The sequence below is a fragment of the Nesterenkonia rhizosphaerae genome, from assembly GCF_039544555.1.
Classification (GTDB): Bacteria; Actinomycetota; Actinomycetes; order Actinomycetales; family Micrococcaceae; genus Nesterenkonia; species Nesterenkonia rhizosphaerae.
This window is the reverse complement of sequence record NZ_BAABLW010000007.1, coordinates 247,588-266,098: the sequence shown is the minus strand read 5'-3', so window position 1 is coordinate 266,098 and position 18,511 is coordinate 247,588. Positions and strand designations below refer to the sequence as shown.

The following is an 18,511-nucleotide window of genomic DNA, read 5'->3' as shown; positions in this document are numbered from 1 at the left end:
TGCCGCCAGTAGTTCATACGCAGACGGGTGTGGCCCGGACCTGATGGTCCGGGCCACACCTTTCTAAGCTGTCAGGCGTCAGCTCAGACGAGCTCCGCCGAAGTCGTCAGCGCCCGTTCACCGGTGATCTCACGCACCGCACCGGTGAGCTCAAGCTCTGCGGCAAGCGGCAGCTCCCCTGCGCTGGGGCCGACCCACAAGTCAATGACGCCCGGCTCCACGATCCGCCGGTAGTCCACTCCCGTGAAGGAGAACCGGTCAGCATGGACACTGAAGCGCACGCTGCGGCTCTCCCCCGGTTGCAGCTCCACCCGCGCATAGCCCAGCAGCTGCCGGACCGGACGTGCCACGGAGGCGTGACGATCCCCGAAATACAGCTGAACCAGCTCGTTCACGGGCCGCTGTCCGGTGTTGGCCACCGTAGCGGTGACCTCCACAGTCCCGTCGACCGCGATCTCCTCCGCGGCGAGCGACAACTCCCGGTACTCAACACTGCTGTAGCTGAGCCCGTGGCCGAAGGGGAAAAGCGGAGTCGGGTCAAGGTTGGAGACTCCAGAGCTGTTCTGGCCCAACGGTGTAGCAATATAGCCTGCTGGCTGGCCGCCCGGATGCACCGGAATCCCGATAGGCAGCCGTCCGCTGGGTTCGATAGCGCCAGTGAGCAGGTCAGCCAGGGCGGGCCCGCCCTCTTCTCCAGGGAAGAAACCCTGAACGACGGCGGCGCAGCGCTCAGCGATACCGCCCAGCGCATAGGGACGCCCTGAGATCACCACGAGCACCACAGGCGTGCCGGTTGCAAAAACGGCCTCCACCAGCTCCTGCTGGGCACCGGGAAGCTTGAGGTCCTCCACATCGCAGCCCTCGCCGGAAGTGCCGGCACCGAACATGCCTGCCACATCTCCAACAGTCACCACTGCGAGGTCCGCTGCCGCAGCGACCTCAGCTGCCTCACCGATGCGACTCTCGTCGTACTCTGTGATCGGCGCACCGAAGGCATGAGTGACTTCGGCGCCGTCGTAGGCCTTCTCCAGAGATTCAAGGATGGAAGGCATAGGAACCCCAATCCCCTTGTGCGGGAAGGTTCCTGCCGGGTACTTGGCCAGCACATGGTTGGGGAAGGAGTAGCAGCCCATCATGGTTCGTGGCTCATCCGCGGAGGGTCCGACGACGGCGATCCGCTTGCCGCTCAGTGTCTGGGCGGGCGCGGGCAGCACGCCGTCGTTCTTCAGCAGCACCAGGGACTGCTGGGCAACCCGACGGGCCAGTGCGCGGTTGTCCTCGGAGTCCAGTTCGACCGACTCGTCGATCTGAGGCTCCCAGTCCTCATCGAGCAGGCCCAGCTCGACCTTCTGGCGCAGCACCCGGCGAACCGAACGGTCGATGATGGATTCCTCGACCAGGCCGTCGCGGACCTGCTGGGCCAGTGTGCGGTAGCCGCCGGTGTGCGGCAGTTCGATGTCCAAGCCGGCGGTGATTGCCAGGCGGGCTGCCTCTGCTTGGTCGGCGGCGACGCGATGCATCTTCTCCAGGAAGGCGACAGCCCAATAGTCGGCCACCACTGTGCCTTCGAAGCCCCATTGCTCGCGCAGCACCTCGGTGAGCAGCCAGTGGGATGCAGCCGGGGGCTCGCCGTCGATGTCGGCATAGGAATTCATCACCGAACCGACGTTGCCTTCGCAGACTGCCATCTCGAAGGGGAACAGGATGAGGTCCATCAGCTCCCGCCGCCCCATGTGCACCGGGGCGTGATTGCGTGCGGCTCGGGATGCCGCGTAACCAGCGAAGTGCTTCAGCGTTGCGATGATCCCTGATTTCTGCAGGCCCTTGACGTAGGCGGTGGCCAGAGTGCCGATGACATAGGGGTCCTCGCCGATCGTCTCCTCGACGCGCCCCCAACGGGCGTCGCGGACCACATCGAGCACCGGGGACAGACCCTGGTGGACTCCGGTGGCGGCCATATCGCGACCGATGGCAGCGGCCATCTCCTCGATCAGCTCCGGGTTGAAGGTCGCCCCCCAGGCCAGTGAGGTGGGGTAGACGGTGGCCTGATAGGCGGTGTAGCCGGTGAGACACTCCTCGTGGGCGATGGCGGGGATGCCGAAGCGGTTGGCGTTGATGATCGCGGCTTGTCTCTCGCGCAGCAGCGCGGCGCCCTCGGGCACCGTGAGGGCCACTGTGCCGTAGGTGCGTGTCAGGTGGCCCTCCCCGTCGACGATCTCACGGTCGAAGGGGAGCTTCCCGGAGGACATGGCATCCTCCATGGGAGCCACTTCACCCTGAGCTTCGTTATCCTCGCGCATCTCCCAGTGAGAGCCCAGCTGGGAGACCTTCTCCTCCAGCGTCATCTGCGTCAGCAGGGCCTCCACCCGTTCCTCCACCGGGAGGGCGGCGTCGTTCCACGGTCCGGTTACACGATCAGCCATTTCTTTCCTTTCAGCACATGTACACGCCGCGCATCTCTGCGCAGACCTGCCCGCCACAGCCGGTTGGATCAGCGGGATGTTCGGAACTACTTGGAGAATCCTGCGGTGAGACCCGCAACGATGTACCGACGACCGAGCATGTAAGCCACCAGCAGAGGCACCGCCGAGAGAACCACGGCGGCAAGGGTAGCGGGCACGTCGATGCCGAACTGGCCCTGATACTCCCACAGGGACAGCGGCAGCACACGCACATCGCGGGACTGGGTCAGGACCAGCGGGAAGAGGAAGCCATTCCAGACCTGCAGGGCCTGGTAGATCCCCACCGTCATCAGAGCGGGCTTTGACATGGGCAGCACCAATGACCACAGGATCTTCCACTCTCCGGCACCGTCGACGCGCATCGACTCAAAGAGCTCATTCGGGATGTCCCGGACGAAGTTCACGATGATCAGTACGCTCAGCGGAATCGCGAAGGCGATCTGCGGCAGGATCAGCGCCCAGAGGGTGTCGTATAGGCCCAGCTCCCGGATGAGGTAGTAGACCGGGATGATGGTGGCCTGCACAGGGATAGCGATGCCCAGCAGGATCAGTTGGAACAGCCGGGTGCCGCCCCAGGAGGTCGATCGGGTGATGTAGTAAGCAGCCATCAGTGAAACAGCGAGCACAACGCTCACAGTCGCTGCCGTCACAATCACCGAGTTGAAGAAGAAGTGGAAGAAGTCGTTCTCGATAACCCGCTGGAAGGGCGCAATGGTGGGCGATGTGGAGGGCAGAAGCTGGTTGTTCGAACGCAGATCCTGGCTGGTACGGAAGGCCGTGATGACGATGTAGTAAATCGGCAGGATGATGATGGCCAGCCATATCCAGCCGAGCACCCCGCCGATGACGTTCGGGGACTCATTGGGTTTAACAGGTTTGCTCCGCCGAACCGGGGGCGCACCTTTGACTCCCCCGTCGGGCTCAGCGGGGTTCAGGGCCTGACCGGCGTCGGGCATCTGGGAGTGTGTGGAAGCGGTATGGCTCATGGGTTAGGCACCTGCCTTATCGGATTCCATCTTGGCGGAGCCGGAGATCTTGTTCAGCAGCAGCGACATCGTCAGACCGATTGCCACCAGGATGACCGCGATGACCGAGGCATCGCCGAGGTTATGGGAGCTGAAGCCAGTGATGTACATGTCTAGGGGCAGGATGCGCACCGCTGATTCAGGGCGGCCTCCGGTGAGCACGAAGATCAGATCGAAGTACGTCAGTGACCCCACCAGCATCAGAGTAGAGGAGGTGATGATCGTGTAACGCAGCTGAGGCAACGTAATGGAGAAGAACTTTCTGAAACGGCCGGCGCCGTCGATGGTAGCCGCCTCATACATATCCGTGGGGATCTGACGGGTGCCTGCCTGGTAGAGCAGTGCGTGGAACGGGATGAAGCACCAACCCACCACCAGGATCATCACGAACATGACGATGTCGGGGTTGGTCAGCCAATCGTTGGGCAGCCACTCGAACGGAAGGGCTGCGGAGAGCCCGTAGTTGGGGCTGAATAGCGACCGGAATGTCAGACCCACTGCTACTGAGCTGAACAGCAGCGGCAGGAAGTACAACACTGAGAGCAGAGCCCGGTACTTCTGTGCTCCGGCCATGAAAACTCCCAGCAGCAGAGAGATCGGCGCTTGGAACAGATAGGAGCCGATCACGAAGAGCACAGTCAGCCGCAGGGAGCGCCAGGTGGCGTCCCGCTCAGTGAGCACGGTCTCCCAATTCTCAGTCCCGGTGAAGCTTGGGCTGCCCAGCAGGTTCCATTCCATGAAGGACAAGACGATGACGCCGCCCAGGGGAACGAGGGCGAAGATGGCAAAGAAGAGGACCGCAGGAAGCGCCATCAGGAACGTGGGTCCCTGACGGCGCTTCCCGTCGGCCCTGCTGTCAGCAGCAGTGGTCATAAGGCAGAGTCAACTTTTCTCGTTGGTCTCGGTTGTTGGGGGCAGTGCTCGTGCGTCAGAAGTCTCAGGCGTTGTTCATCCGGTCGACGAACTCCTCTGGGGTGATCTCGCCAGAGAGGATCTGGGCAAGCGAATCTCCGAACGACTGCTCTTCTGCCGGGCTGATGGCCTGATCCCAGGAGAGCTGGAAGTGGTTGGCATTGGCTACCAGGTCATTGGCGAAGGTCAGGAAGTCCTCCGCCTCGGTGCCGGCGAACCGGTCCTCGATGTCGTTCAGCGGCGGCAGCGAGCCGTTGTTGAGCATCTCATCGACGGTCTCATCGTTGTAGAGGTGATCGCTGATGTAGGAGAAGGCGACTTCCTGCTCCTCTTCGGAGGCGTCAGCGGAGACGGACCAGAAGTTGGCGGGGTTGCCCACAATGTTGCTGGGGTCTCCGGCGCCATCCTCGAGGACAGGGAAGGAGGTGAATCCGAAGTCGCCGGACTCTGCGAATTCGGGGAAGTCCTGGTTGATGGTGGCGTAGACCCAGGAGCCCTGCAGCAGGAAGGCCGCGCGGCCGTCAGCCAGCAGCTGCGCGTCCTCGTTCTGGTCAGCGGTCACCGAGTTGTAGGTGTCGATGAAGCCGTTCTCGCCGAGCTCCTGCATGGTCTCCAAGGCGAAGAGGATGGACTCGTTGTCCCATGCTCCTTCTTCGCCTTCGACCACGGCCTGGAACGCGCCCTCACCGCCGTGACGGTCGGTCAGATAGGCGAGCCACATGTAGGCGGGCCACACGGATCCGCCGGCGAGGGAGAATGCGGCGACGTCATCGACGTCATCGAGCGCGTCGATGATCTCCTCGACGTCAGACCAGGTCTCGGGGAGCTCGAGGCCGTGTTCGTCGAGGACTGCCTGGTTGTAGTAGAGCACCACGGGCTGCACATCGTTGAGTGGGACGGCATAGACGGAACCATCGACGAGACCGTTCTGCCACACCGCGTCATGGACGCGCTGTTCCAGGTCGACGACGTGGTCATCAAGTGGAACCACCCGTTCCTCCTGGACGTATTCGAGCAGCGCACCACCGGTCCAGGACATGATCATGGTGGGGGCGTCACCGGAACCGACCGAGGTGCGGATCTGCTGTTTGTAGGCGTCGTTCTCAATGGCCTCCACAGAGATCTGCTGGTCCTCGTGCTCTTCGTTCCAGCGATCGAAGTCCTCCTGAATGGCCGGCCAGCCGCCGCCGGTGAGGATCCATGCCTCAGCGCCGTCGCCGCTGCCACCGCCGCAGGCGGAAAGAGCGAACAGGGAAGCCGCGGCAACACCCGCGGTCCCCATCTTCAGGGAGTTCTTACGCTTCATTGCGCGGTCCTTTCATCAAGGGAGAGAAACCCTCCGGCAGCTTTCTGCCGATGGGGAGAGTGTGGTGCGGTCCACATTTGGTCTTTCCGTAAGACTAAATAGAAGCCAAGACTGTGTCAAACAACACATGTGTCTTGCGCCACTGCGGACCTGGAGGCCCTGATCCGGCCAGCATCACTTCTGCCCGCTGGCCGGATCAGCCGAGCCAGACCCCGACTCAGGCTCCCGACTGCGTCTCGTTCATCCGCTCGGCGAACTCCTCCGGCGAGATATTGCCCTGGAAGACAAGGTCGAGGTTCTCCAGCAGCGCCTGCTCCTGACTCGGGTCCACTGCTTGGTCCCAGGAGAGCTGGAAGTTCGGCGCCTCACGCACCGAGTCATAGACATAGCCGAGGAACTCACTGTCCTCAGACTCCGCAATTTGATCATCCATCCCCTCCAACGGCGGGATGTTGCCCGTCTCGATCATCCGGCCAACGAACTCATCGTTAAACAGGTGCTCGGAGAGGTATCCGAGTGCCGCGTCCTGCTCTTCTTCTGAAGCGTCGGCGGAGACGGACCAGAAATTGGCGGGATTGCCCACCACACTGGCCGGGTCGCCTTGCCCTCCAGGGATTTCGGGGAATGGCGCGAAGCCCAGATTGCCCGAGGCTACAAAGTCCGGCTGTTCCTCCAATAGACGGGAGTAGACCCAGGATCCCTGAAGAACCATCGCCGCGTGGCCGTCGGCGACCATGTGGGCATCCTCATTCTGGTCAGCGACGACGGCAGCGAAGTTCGGGTCGAAGGCTTCCATTTCTACCAACTGCTGGATCCGCTCCATCGCTTCGATGATGGCCGGGTGAGACCACGCGTCGGGTTCCCCCGCAACCACAGCCTCAAAAGCCTCCGGCCCTCCGATCCTGTCGGTGAGATAGGCCGACCACATCAGCATTGGCCAGACTGACCCTCCAGCGAGCGCGAATGGATAGATGTCGGCGTCGTTGAAGACCTCCACCACCTCCAGCAGCTCATCCCAGTCAGAGGGGACTTCCGCACCCACCTCATCGAAGAGCTCCTGATTGAAGTACAGGATCACCGGCTGGACGTTATTCATCGGGACCGCATAAGTGGCCCCGTCGATGATCCCGTTGTCTGCCACTGAAGGGATAAGCCGCTCCTGCAGCCCCGAGACGGCGTCAGTGATGTCGAGGACATAATCACCGTCTATGTACTCCAGCAGAGTGCCTCCGGTCCAGCCGACGATCAGCGTGGGGGCCTCTCCGGATCCGACGGCAGTGCGGATGCGCTCTTTGTAGACATCATTGGCGAAACTATCCACCGAAAAGGCCTGGTCGGGGTTCTCTTCACCCCAGGCGTCGAAGTCCTCTTCGACCACGGGCCACACGCCCCCGTTGAGCACCCAGGCATTAGGGCTGTTGTCATCGCCTCCGTCGCAGGCAGTCAACGCCAGTAGACCCACAGCAGCCAGGGGGCCGGTGCCTCGTGTCAGACGATTCGTCATCGCCATTCCTTTCCTGGAGAGTGATTTTCCTCACAGCCTTGTGAGCTACGGCGAAACTATTAGCTGCTGGAACATATGTCAACACTCCGGGAACATTTGTTCAGGAAATGACCGCAACCGAGAATCAGGCCACGACGAGGTATAGGCCCCAGGCCAGAAGGAAGGCCATCGCCCCGATTGCTGTGGCGATCACAGACCAGGTTTTCAGGGTGGTCACCGTGTCGAATCCACAGAAACGCCCCACTAACCAGAAGCCCGAATCATTGAAGTGGGAGAAGGTGATGGCACCTGCCACGATGGCAACCACCACCGCCGCCAAGGCAAAGCCATCGAGTCCGAGGGTGGCCACAGAAGGAGCCATGATCGAGCCCGCCGTCGTCGCCGCTACCGTCGCTGATCCCTGAGCCACCCGTATGGCCACTGCCACCAGGAAACCAGCCAGCACCACCGGCAATCCCATCGCATCCAGGCCCTCGGCCACGGATCCGCCGATGCCGGTGGCGGTGAGCACCGCGCCGAATGCTCCTCCGGCGCCGGTGATCAGGATGATCGAACACACCGGGGCGAGCGCGTCGTCGACCAAGCGAGAGATCGCTTCGCCCATCCCCCGCGTGCCGCGACGAGGCAGCAGGTAGAGCAGCACCATCGCCGTCAGTGTGGCGATGAGCAGCGCGATCGGCGTCGGTCCGATCAGCCGGGAGAGCACATAGGCAGGGTTATCCGCAGAGACCGCTCCTGTGGCTTCAAGAGTGTTGAACAAGGTGTTGTAGAAGATCAGCACCAATGGGAAGAGCAGGCAGAAGATGACTGTCCAGAAAGACGGCAGCTCCGACTCGTCTTTCACATCGGGTTCACCGAAGAGCGAGGGCACCGGAAAGTTTGGATAGCCTTTGGCCAGCCACAGAGCCAACCGGTATCCAGCGAAGTACCAGGTCGGCAGTCCCACCAGCAGCGCTACCAGCAGCACCGTGCCGACATCGGCCCCCATGATGGTCGCCGCGGCGGTGGGGCCTGGATGCGGCGGGGTGAGAGCATGCATCATCAGGAAAGCGCCGATAGAGGGCAGCACATAGGTCATGAAACTGCCGCCCAGGCGCCGAGCCACAGCGTAGATGATCGGCAACATCACAATGAAACCGGCATCCAGAAAGATGGGGAAGGCGTACAGCAGCGAAGCAACCGACAGCGCCAAGGGGGCTCGTTTCTCCCCGAAGAGCCGCAGGAGCCGGTCTGCCATCACCTGGGCACCGCCGGATATCTCCACCAGTCGACCCAGCACCGCGCCGAAGCCGATGAGCAGGGCCACATTGGCCAGGGTGTTGCCAAAACCGGCCAGGACCACATCGAGCACCTCGTCGACGGCGATGCCGGCAACCAGAGCTGTGCCCAAGGCCACCAGTACCAGTGCGAAGAACGCATGCATCTTGAGCTTGGCGATGAGCACCAGCAGCACGGCAATAGCCACCAGCGCGATAGCGATCAGAGCTCCAGCGCCGAGCTCATAATTGAGCGTCGTTCCCTCAGACATGAGCACAGGGAGCAGATCTGCTGCGGTCATGGAGAAGCCCCCTTCAACTCTGCTGATCCGCTTGTCGACCCTTGGGCGCCGGGCCGAGTTCTTGGAGCAGCTCACCCATGCGCGCATAGGCCTTGTTGCGGTAGGCGATCAGGGCGGCTTTGGTCTCTTCGTCAAAATCGCCGGTCCACCCCTTCCCGTTCTTGACGCCGTGCCGTCCGGCGTCGACGTTCTCGCTCAGGAGAGTCGGGACCGATAGCCGCTCGCCGTAGGCTTCCGCAAGCGTCCTGAACCCGTTGACGTAGACGTCCAGTCCAGCCTGGTCAGCGATGGCGAAGGGCCCGAAGAATCCCAGGCGGTATCCGAAGGTAGTGCGCACGATGGTGTCAACATCCTCCTGGGTGGCTACGCCCTCTTCGACAACGGCGGTGGCTTCCTTGAGAAGGGCGTACTGCAGGCGGTTCAGCACCATCCCGGGGGTGTCGGCAACCTCGGCGCCCTCTCGACCGCAGCGGACCAACAGGCCCTTGACCGCGGCGACGACATCCGGAGAGGTCGCCTCCCCTGAGACCAGCTCCACACCGGGAATGAACGGGGCGGGGTTGGAGAAGTGAACGGTCAGAAAGCGCTCGGGGTTCTTCACCGCAGGGGCCAGCACGTGCACGGGTATGGTGGAGGTGTTGGTGCCGATGATCGCATCCGGCCGGGCGTGCTCGGAGATGAACCCCAGGACCTCGCGCTTGACCTCGGGGGACTCGAAGACCGCCTCCTCGATGAAATCAGCTTCGGCGACCGCCTCCGCCAGAGTGCGGCCTGCGGAGAGGTTACTGCGGATGGTCGCGGTGGATCCGTCCGGGTAGAGTCCTTGGTCCTCGAAGTCCTGGGCTTCGGCCAGCAGACGCTCAAGCCCGCGCAGCGAGGTGTCCACGTCGACGTCGACGATCTCCACGGTGAAACCGGCCAATGCCAGACTCTGGGCAATGCCGCCTCCCATGTAACCTGCTCCGACGACGGTGGCGGTGTTGATAGTTCTGCTCATGGTTCCTTCTTTCCTGGTGGTTCGGACGCCGGTCGAGCGGCTCAGAGAATTTCTGCTTCTGCACTGATCAATGCGGAGGCGAGCACCTGGCGGATGTAGTCACGGTTTTCTGCGCAGACACCAATGGAGTCGGAGCCGTAGTGCTCGCAGCAGAACGGCCCGGTGAAGCCCAGTGCAAGCGCGCGTCGGATGACCTTTCGGTAGTTGATGACCCCGTACTTCAGCGGCGCCGGCGCCGAAAAGTAGCTGCCAGTGGCGGGGTCCTCGTCGCGGAGATAGGACTTGATGTGCCAGAAGTTGGAGTACGGCAGGACCTTCTCGTACATCTCCTCCCCTTTCGGCATGGGACGGTGGAGGCGGACGAGGTTCCCCAAGTCGGGGTTCAGGCCCACAGCAGGATGGTCGACCTCGGTGATAAAAGCCACCGCTTCCTCAGGTGTACCGAGGAAGGTGTCTTCGTACATCTCCAGGCTCAGCTCGATGCCGTTGGCCCGGGCATGGTCGCCGAGCTCCCTGACCCGCTCGATTGCCAAAGGCCGCAGGGCGGGGTCGTCATGGTGGCCCTCGGCGAGCCAGAACCACAGGGCGTCCTCCTGGGCCGGTGTCAGTGCCTGCATGAACCCGGTGTTGACAATCGTGGCCCCGAACTGCGGCGCGATGTCGATGAGGCGGTGCGCATCGGCGAGATTACGCTCTCCGTACTTCGCGTCGACCACCGAGTTTCGCGTCATGGAGATCGATGAGATCTTCAGACCCTCGCCGTCGAGGACCTGCTCGAACTCGCGCAGCCGATCCTCGGAGAGCTTCTGCAGCGGTAACCAGGCATCTGTGGGGTCGATGTGGTCAAAGCCGAGCTCGCGCATCTGGCGCAGACAATCCGCCCAGTAGGAGGCCGGTGCATCCCAGGTGGGGGTGCCGTCTGGGGCGGTGGAGCCGAACGCGAGCATGTTGCCGGCAATCGGCCAGGATTCTGCGGTGTGCATGATGAGGTCCTTTCGCGGTGGGAGTCTCAGTCAGTGGAAGCCGCGAGAGCCAACAGCTTCAGGTAGCCGGTGACGTCCCAGGCGGCGCGGCCGATGAAGAGCCCGTCGATGGTGTGAATGGACAGCAGATCGGAGGCGTTCTCAAGGTTCACCGAACCGCCATAGAGGATGCCCGCGGTTCGTCCGCCGTAGCGGACTTGGAGCGCGTCGAAGGTCTCTACGAGCTCCTCGGGACGGGCTGGTCGGCCCTGCTCACCAATGGCCCAGATGGGTTCGTAGGCAATCAGCACCCGGGACAGTTCGCTCTCGGACAAGGAGTCGAGGGCACCGGCGGCTTGTTCGAGGATGTACGTGGTGGAGTTCCCGGCCCGGCGCACGGCAGTCGGTTCTCCGATGCACAGCAGCGGGATCAGGCCATGGTTCAGGGTCGCTGCGACCTTCAGCCTCGTGGTCTCGATAGTCTCGTTGAAATGCTCACGGCGTTCGGAGTGGCCGATCTCGATCATCTGGGCCCCGGCATCGGCGGCCTGGGGAACCGAGATCTCCCCGGTCCAGGCTCCAGCGGGTTCCCAATGGGCGTTCTGAGCACCGATGAGCACCCCGTCCGGAGCGCGGGTCAGGTCTCCGAGGGTCTCGGCGACTGCGGCGATCGCAGTATGCGAAGGGATGATGAACGGACGCACTCCAGCGGTGAGGGCAGGGTCCTCGGCCAGCGCCTGCCCCAGGGCCTGAGCGTAGTGCCGAGCCTCAGCTAGCGTCTTGTTCATCTTCCAACTGGTGCCCATCCAACGCTGTTTCATACGTAGCTCCTTACGAGGCTTCTGGCACGTGTAGTCGACTACTGCTGCTTCTGGCCGAGATGGTTGGCAAGAGCCTCCATGAGCATGGCGAAGGAGATCGCCCCCGGGTCGGGAGTGCCCAGTGACTTCTCTCCCAGCACCCGAGCGCGCCCGAGCCGGGCGGTAAGCTCGGCGGTCCTCTCGGCGGCGGCCTTGGCCGTGACCGCAGCGGCCGAGAGGGAGGTGAAGAGATCTCCGCAGCGGTTGAACTCCTTCTCCAAGGTCTGAGCGAAGGGTGCTGCGGCGTCGATCATCGTCTTATCTCCCGGCTGGGCTCCACCGAGGCGCTGCAGCGCGTCCACGGCTGCCAATAGCGCCCGGGTCTTGGTGGCAGGATCGGCGTCGGCCTCGTCACTGAGGACTCCACCGGCGGCGGTGAGGGCGGCGCCCCACAGCGCACCAGAGGTGCCGCCAGCGGATTCGGCCCAGGCGGTTCCGGCATGGACTAAGAGGGTACGGGCCCCGGCACCGCGCTCCAGCGCCTTCCTTCCGGCGTGGACCGCACCCGAGGAGCCAAGCACCATGCCTTGACCATGGTCACCGTCTCCGGCGATCGCATCGATGTGGCCGAGTTCCTCTTCATGAGCGCGCAGATTCTGCTCGAATAACTCAAGGATGTGCTGGATCCCGACGCCCAGCTGACGGGAGTCCTCGGTGGCATCCGGCACTGGTTCCTCCCCCGGGCTGTAGATCTCGGTACGCGGGGTGCGCTCAGAGCTTTCTGCGAGCCCGGAGAAGGTGCCACGGCGGTAGGCCGGAGTATCCACTGGGGCGTTCCAGTAGGTTTCGAGCTCCTCGTCGAGGAATACCAAGGTCAGGGAGAGCCCGGCCATGTCCAGGCTGGTGACGAATTCGCCGACCTCCGGGAGGACCGGTACCAGACCGGCCTGCTCGAACCGCTCTGCCAACCGGGCGTAGACCACGAAGAGCTCCTCGTACTTCACCGTGCCCAGGCCGTTGAGCAGCACTGCGACCCGTCCGCTGTGCTCACTCGGGGCATCGTCAAGGATGCCGTCGAGCAGCAGGTCGGCAACCTCCGAGGCCGTGCCCATCGGCAGATCCTTGATCCCGGGCTCGCCGTGGATGCCCAGGCCGACAGCCATTTTGCCGTCCTCGACATGGAACAGCGGCTCCTGGGCTCCGGGCAGGGTGCAGCCGTCGAAGGCGACCCCATAGGAGCGGGTGGCGTCATTGGCCTTCCATGCGATGCGCTCGGCCTCGTCGATATCGGCGCCGGCTTCAATGGCGGCTCCGGCGATCTTGAACACCGGCAGGTCCCCCGCGATACCGCGCCGATCTCGGTGGTTCTCTGCACTGTTGGAGGCGATGTCATCACTGACCTTGATGATGCGCACATCGACGCCTTCAGCGCGCAGCTTCTCCGCGGCGGCACCAAAATGCAGGACATCGCCGGCGTAGTTGCCGAAGCCCATGATGACGCCGCCGCTGTTCTCAGCATTGCGGGCCACGGAATAGACCTGTGAGGCCGATGGCGAAGCGAAGATGTTGCCGCACGGGGCGCCATGGCCCATGCCCGGTCCTACCCATCCGGCGAAGGCCGGGTAATGCCCTGACCCTCCGCCGATCACCAGCGCAGGCTGCCCTTGGGGTGTTTCAGTCGATCGGACGACGCCGCCGTGGACGGCGGTGACGTACTGCGGATGAGCGGCGGCGAAGCCTCGAACAGCCTCAGCGGGGAAGCCGGACGCAGTGTTGAGCAAATGAGTCATCGATCGATCCTCGAGGTCGTACCGCACCGCGGGGATTCGCAAAGCGCCAGCGGCACAGATGTTCTTTGACGATTGTGCTAGAGACACCATAGGGCACATTCTGTGATGTGTGCCACCTCGTGACTCGGCCGTCGAGAAAATCACAGCGATCCCCAGAAAGTGGAAAACTGAGCTATTGCCCGCTGTACGATGAGCCGATGGAGGCAAGAGCCGTGACCGAGGGGACTTCAGACTCGTCCCGAACACCGCAGGTACGCACCCGTGACCTGTCCACAGAGCAGGAGCGTCTTTACCGCGTGGCCCAGCTGTATTACGAACAGGGCGCCACGCAGGCGGAGATCGCCGAACAGCTGCAGGTCTCCCGCCCCTCGATCAGTCGGATGCTCTCCGAAGCCCGAGCTCAGGGCATCGTCGAGATCCGCGTGCACCGCCCGTCCACATCAGACATGGGGCAACTGCGGGAGGACCTGCAGCGCGGCCTGGGACTGCAGGCGGTGCATCTGGCACCCGGAGACCAGTCGCGCCGCATGGGGCCTGGCCTGGCACCGGCCACGCGCCAGGCGCTCAGCCTGACTGATCTCAGGGCAGGGGACGTCATGCTCATCGCCTCCGGGGAGACGACCTATGCTCTGGCGCAGCACACGCTGGGAGACTTCTCCGGGGTAGTCATCGCCCCGACCGTGGGAGGCCAGGCCGAACCGGATCCATGGCACCAGACCAATGAAGTGGTCAGGGCATTCACAGCCACCTCCGGCGGCTACCCCCACTACTTGTTTGCACCCTCGATGCCGTCGGAGGCCTTATTGGCGGCACTGCAGGACGACCCGGGTTACCGGCAGATCGTCGATGACTGGACTTCGGCCAAGGTCGCACTGGTGGGCGTGGGAGCCGCACCGCGGACCCGCAAATCCATCGCCCGTTCGGTGCCGCGTCATGACCCTACCCTGATGAAGTCGGTGGGTGACGTCTGCTTGGCCTTCTTTGATGCCGATGGACGCGAAGTCGGCTTTCCGGGAAATGAGCGGATGGTGCGCATCCCGGGGCCCACACTGCGGGAGGTCCCCACACGGATCGCCGTTGCTGTGGGCTCGCATAAAGCCACCAGCATTCTTACCGCGGCTAAGGCCGGGTGGTTCAACGTCCTAGTGACCGACGAGGAGACCGCCCGGGCGATCTCCCGGGCCCTGTAGGCCCAGTCCGCGTCGGCCCAGAGATGGATCAGTCACAGCTTCCAGTCTGCTCATAGTTGCTGATGGCCTGCACCTTCTGCGCAGAGGCGCTTGAGGTGTCGAACTCGTGGCTGAGCCACTCTTGGGCGAGCTTGCGGGCCAGCTCTTTGCCGATGACGCGCTGTCCCATGCACAACACTTGAGCGTTGTTGGAAAGCACTGCACGCTCCACCGAGTACGAGTCGTGGGCAGTGACGGCACGAATACCTGCAACTTTATTTGCCGATATCGCCACACCCAGGCCGGTGCCACAGATCAGCAGTGCACGGTCAGCCTTGCCGGCTGCCACGAGCTCGGCAGCCGCAACGGCGATATTCGGGTACGCGGTAGCATCCTCGCCGGAGACGCCCACGTCTTGAACTGAGGTGACGCGCTCATGGGCCTCCAGATCAGCCTTAAGCGCTTCCTTGTAGTCGTAGCCAGCGTCATCGGAGCCGACCACTAGGCGAAGCTTGGGGGTCATCATGCCCTCCTAAAAGGTAGGTCGCAGTGCCCTTTCCATCATACTCGGCATCGCACAAACGTGCTGGACAAGTGTTCAGCACGTTCTCCGAGCGTTCCACTGTCGCGGCCATCAGACCCTCGCCCGTCACCGTGAGAGGACAGTCGCGAGGACTTCCCCCTGGCTTAAGCTCACCGAGGCGCCTCAACGCAGTAGTGCCCGGCGCCTCTCAGGCACCGGGCACTACTGCGAATTGCTAGAAGGTCAGGCGCTGACCTTCTCCAGATGGCTGCGGATGAACCACTGGAACAGCTCAAGCTCCTTGGCCTGGCCGATCAGCAGATCCTCCGTGATGGGGTCAATATCGCCGACCTTGCTGAGCACCTGGCGATGATCCCCGATAACGCCGGTGTACACCTTGTCCAGCTCCGTCAGGTGGCTTTCCGCGTCTGCCTTGAAGAGCGGGTAGTCGCTCCAGGAGCGGTCGCTGACAAGCTCACCGCTGAGCCCGGAGGGAGCCTGGCCCAAGGTCGCAATGCGCTCGGCAACCTCGTCAGCAAACCCACGGACAACCTCGGTCTGGGGATCAAGCATCTCGTGGACTGCGATGAAGTTCGGGCCCACCACATTCCAATGCACGTGCTTGAGCACCAGATGCAGGTCGTTCAGGGCGTGAAGGCGGTCCTGCAGCAGGCCGGCGATCTCGCTGCCGTTGTCCTTGCCGAGGCCGGGGACGGTGTAGTCAGCAGACTTCTGGGTCATCTCAACACTCCTTAGGTGGTGTCGGCGACGCCGGCTTTTTGTCGGCGGTGCCTCAATCGTAGGAACCTCAGGCCCAGCAGCGCCAGGAAGCACAGGCTCCCCTCACCTGCAGGCCCGAAAAGCTCATGACTCTTGCCTATCGAGCCAAGGTGAGTGAAACCTGTGTGGTTTCTGGATGCTGGGCGAAGCCGCAGAACGACGACGGCGCCTGTGCCCCACGTTATAGGCACAGGCGCCGTCGTCAGCTCATAGCCGTTTTCGTGAGATTAAACCGGCTCGATGACCTCGAGACCTCCCAGGTAGGGGCGGAGCGCTTCGGGCACGCGCACGGACCCGTCGGCCTGCTGGTGGTTCTCCAGGATGGCCACCAACCACCGCGTGGTGGCCAGGGTGCCATTGAGGGTAGCCACCGGGCGGGTGGCAGCCCTGCCGCCGTCGTCGCTCTGAGTACGTTCACGAATATTGAGTCGGCGGGCCTGGAAGGTAGTGCAGTCCGAGGTGGAGGTCAGCTCCCGATAGGTGTTCTGGGAGGGGACCCAGCCTTCGCAGTCGAATTTGCGTGCCGCGGAGAGCCCGAGGTCTCCTGCCGCGATGTCCACCACCCGGTAGGGCAGCTCCATCTTCTGCAGCATCTCTTCTTCCCAGGCCAGCAGCTTGGCATGCTCAGCAGCGGAGTCCTCCGCAGAGCAGTAGATGAACATCTCCAGCTTGTTGAACTGATGCACGCGCAGAATTCCGCGGGTGTCCTTGCCGTGGGATCCCGCCTCGCGGCGATAACAGGTAGACCAGCCGGCAATCCGCTCCGGCCCGCGGCCTAGGTCCAGGATCTCATCTGCGTGGTAGCCGGCGATGGCGACTTCGGAGGTACCCACCAGGTAGAGGTCGTCACGTTCCAGACGGTAGATCTCGTCGTCGTGCTCCACATCGAAGCCGGTACCGGCCATAGTGTCCGGGCGCACCAGGGTGGGGGTGATCATCGGGGTGAATCCAGCCTTGACGGCCTGGTCCAGACCCATCTGCATCATGGCCAGCTCGAGGCGGGCACCGATGCCTTTGAGGAAGTAGAAACGAGCACCGGATACCTTCGCCCCGCGCTCCATGTCCAACGCGCCCAACCGCTCAGCCAGCTCCAGGTGGTCCTTGGGCTCGAAGCCCTCGGCGGCGAAGTCGCGCGGGGTCCCCTCAGTGCGCAGGGTCACGAAGTCCTCTTCGCCTCCGGCGGGCACACCGTCATGGATGAGGTTCGGGAAGGAACGCTGCAGCTTCAGCAGGGCGGCCTGTGCATCATTGGACTCGGACTCTGCGGCCTTGACGTCTTCAGCAAGCTGCTTGACCTCGGCCAGCAGCCGCTGCTTCTCCTCGCCCTGAGCCTTGGCCACGGTCTTGCCAAAAGCCTTCTGCTGCGCCCGCAGAGTCTCAAAACGTGTGATCGCCGCAGATCGGGCCTCCGAGGCAGCGATGAGGGCATCCACCGCAGATTCATCCGCCTGCCGCGCTCGCTGGCTGGCCTTGTACTTCTCGGGGTTTTCGATGAGGTCCTTGATGTCGATCACGGGCTACAGCCTAGTCCACCGGCTGCGCCGCCGGAGCCCGCAGTTAGACTTGGGCCCATGAATGACGCCGCCGTCTGGATCCTGCCAGCTGCTCTGGTAGTGGTGTTCGTGCTGCTGATCATCATCGCGCAGCTGAGCAGCCGCCTGAAGAAGTGGAAAGAGCGCGCCACAGAGCTCGAGCACAACATCGAGGTCAGCTCTGCAGTGGCCGCCCACCCCAAGAAACCGCATGAGCGCCTGGTGGGTGTGGTGATCAATGTCAGCAAGGAAGATGCCGATGAAGTGGTCCGGCTGGTTGAAGCCGGCTGCTCGGCGGCGGGGATGCCTGAGCCGCTGATCATGGCCTCCAGTGTGGAAGATCCTGGTTATCTGATGACCCGGCGCGCTCTTGAAGCCGGCTGTGATGTGGTCATCGCTGCTGGCGGTGATGGGACTATTCGAGCGGTGGCCAGTGAACTTGCCGGCACCGATGTGGCCCTCGGAGTTCTTCCATTGGGCACGGGCAATCTCTTCGCGCGGAATATCGGGCTTCCCTACCAGGACATCGCAGCCTGTGTTGATGAGGCGCTGCATGGCCAGCCGCACAAGGTAGATACTCTGCAGCTGAGCCTTGAGCGGCCCGGCGGCCGTAAAGACCACGAAGTTTCCCTGGTCATCGCCGGCGGCGGACTCGATGCAGAGGTCATGGAGGACACCCGCGATGTGCTGAAGCAGCGCGCGGGATGGCTGGCCTATGGTGAGGCCGGACTGCGTCATATCATGGGGTCCCGCAAGACCATCACTATCCAGCTCGACGACGGCGACCCCTCCACTGTGCGAGTGCGCTCTGTCCTGCTGGCCAACTGCGGTTCGCTGCAGGCTGGCATCGAGCTGGTTCCCACGGCGCTCTTCGACGATGGCCATATGGATGCGGTGCTGCTGACTCCCCGGCATGCCTGGGACTGGGCGCGCATCCTGGCGAAGACCACTATGCGGTTCTCTTCGGAAATCCCGATGATGACAGTGCGTCAGGCCGTTCGTGGACGCATCCGCATGGAAGAACCCCTGCCTTTCCAGATCGACGGCGATGCTGTGGGTGAGGTCATCAGCGTCAAAGCTGAAGTGGCGCCGCTGTCGTTGATCGTTAATGGTGTCCAGCGCGCCACGCTGGATAAACCCGACGACTGACCCCGACCCCCTAGGGGAAGAACGGGACTGCCCAGCAGGGCC

The 18,511-nt window shown here is 63.1% G+C and carries 15 protein-coding genes; 2 read left to right on the top strand and 13 right to left on the bottom strand.

Annotation, left to right across the window (positions count from 1 at the left end; translation table 11 throughout):
* Positions 1-83 precede the first annotated feature (83 nt).
* From ABEA23_RS06890 to ABEA23_RS06845, 10 genes are all read right to left on the bottom strand, one after another.
* The gene (locus tag ABEA23_RS06890; RefSeq protein ID WP_345477332.1) at positions 84-2,423 is read right to left on the bottom strand and encodes a glycoside hydrolase family 3 N-terminal domain-containing protein; all 2,340 of its coding nucleotides are present in this window, start codon (positions 2,421-2,423) and stop codon (positions 84-86) included.
* 86 nt (positions 2,424-2,509) lie between these two features.
* Positions 2,510-3,448, bottom strand: a complete 939-nt coding sequence (locus ABEA23_RS06885; protein ID WP_345477331.1) for a carbohydrate ABC transporter permease — start codon at positions 3,446-3,448, stop codon at positions 2,510-2,512.
* A gap of 3 nt (positions 3,449-3,451) precedes the next feature.
* A complete protein-coding gene (locus ABEA23_RS06880; RefSeq protein ID WP_345477330.1) occupies positions 3,452-4,360 on the bottom strand; it encodes a carbohydrate ABC transporter permease in 909 nt (302 codons plus the stop codon).
* 64 nt (positions 4,361-4,424) lie between these two features.
* On the bottom strand, positions 4,425-5,705 hold the full coding sequence (locus ABEA23_RS06875) for an extracellular solute-binding protein (RefSeq protein WP_345477329.1): 1,281 nt from the start codon (positions 5,703-5,705) through the stop codon (positions 4,425-4,427).
* Between the two features lie 217 nt (positions 5,706-5,922).
* Positions 5,923-7,209: an extracellular solute-binding protein gene (locus ABEA23_RS06870; RefSeq protein WP_345477328.1), complete on the bottom strand. Its 1,287-nt coding sequence runs from the start codon at positions 7,207-7,209 to the stop codon at positions 5,923-5,925.
* 124 nt (positions 7,210-7,333) lie between these two features.
* Complete coding sequence (locus ABEA23_RS06865; protein ID WP_425577204.1) at positions 7,334-8,737, bottom strand: GntP family permease; 1,404 nt, start codon at positions 8,735-8,737, stop codon at positions 7,334-7,336.
* Between the two features lie 43 nt (positions 8,738-8,780).
* Complete coding sequence (locus tag ABEA23_RS06860) at positions 8,781-9,764, bottom strand: 3-hydroxyacyl-CoA dehydrogenase family protein (RefSeq protein WP_345477326.1); 984 nt, start codon at positions 9,762-9,764, stop codon at positions 8,781-8,783.
* A 41-nt stretch (positions 9,765-9,805) separates the two neighbouring features.
* Complete coding sequence (locus ABEA23_RS06855) at positions 9,806-10,747, bottom strand: sugar phosphate isomerase/epimerase family protein (RefSeq protein WP_345477325.1); 942 nt, start codon at positions 10,745-10,747, stop codon at positions 9,806-9,808.
* A gap of 26 nt (positions 10,748-10,773) precedes the next feature.
* Positions 10,774-11,547 (bottom strand): triose-phosphate isomerase, encoded by a 774-nt coding sequence (locus ABEA23_RS06850; protein WP_345477324.1) that lies wholly within the window; start codon positions 11,545-11,547, stop codon positions 10,774-10,776.
* A 38-nt stretch (positions 11,548-11,585) separates the two neighbouring features.
* Entirely contained in the window at positions 11,586-13,316 is a 1,731-nt protein-coding gene (locus tag ABEA23_RS06845; RefSeq protein ID WP_345477323.1) for a dihydroxyacetone kinase family protein, read from the bottom strand.
* Positions 13,317-13,528: 212 nt separating this feature from the next.
* On the opposite strand from ABEA23_RS06845, the gene ABEA23_RS06840 reads away from it, so the two are divergent.
* Entirely contained in the window at positions 13,529-14,506 is a 978-nt protein-coding gene (locus ABEA23_RS06840; protein ID WP_345477322.1) for a sugar-binding transcriptional regulator, read from the top strand.
* Between the two features lie 28 nt (positions 14,507-14,534).
* On the opposite strand, the gene ABEA23_RS06835 is transcribed toward ABEA23_RS06840, so the two are convergent.
* The 3 genes from ABEA23_RS06835 to serS all read right to left on the bottom strand — a co-directional run bounded on the left by ABEA23_RS06835 (position 14,535) and on the right by serS (position 17,302).
* On the bottom strand, positions 14,535-15,008 hold the full coding sequence (locus ABEA23_RS06835; RefSeq protein ID WP_345477321.1) for a ribose-5-phosphate isomerase: 474 nt from the start codon (positions 15,006-15,008) through the stop codon (positions 14,535-14,537).
* A 243-nt stretch (positions 15,009-15,251) separates the two neighbouring features.
* On the bottom strand, positions 15,252-15,749 hold the full coding sequence (locus ABEA23_RS06830; RefSeq protein WP_044495278.1) for a Dps family protein: 498 nt from the start codon (positions 15,747-15,749) through the stop codon (positions 15,252-15,254).
* Positions 15,750-16,015: 266 nt separating this feature from the next.
* Positions 16,016-17,302: a serine--tRNA ligase gene (gene serS / locus ABEA23_RS06825; protein WP_345477320.1), complete on the bottom strand. Its 1,287-nt coding sequence runs from the start codon at positions 17,300-17,302 to the stop codon at positions 16,016-16,018.
* 57 nt (positions 17,303-17,359) lie between these two features.
* Between serS and ABEA23_RS06820 the strand changes: the two genes are divergently transcribed.
* Positions 17,360-18,469, top strand: a complete 1,110-nt coding sequence (locus ABEA23_RS06820; protein ID WP_345477319.1) for a diacylglycerol/lipid kinase family protein — start codon at positions 17,360-17,362, stop codon at positions 18,467-18,469.
* Positions 18,470-18,511 lie beyond the last annotated feature (42 nt).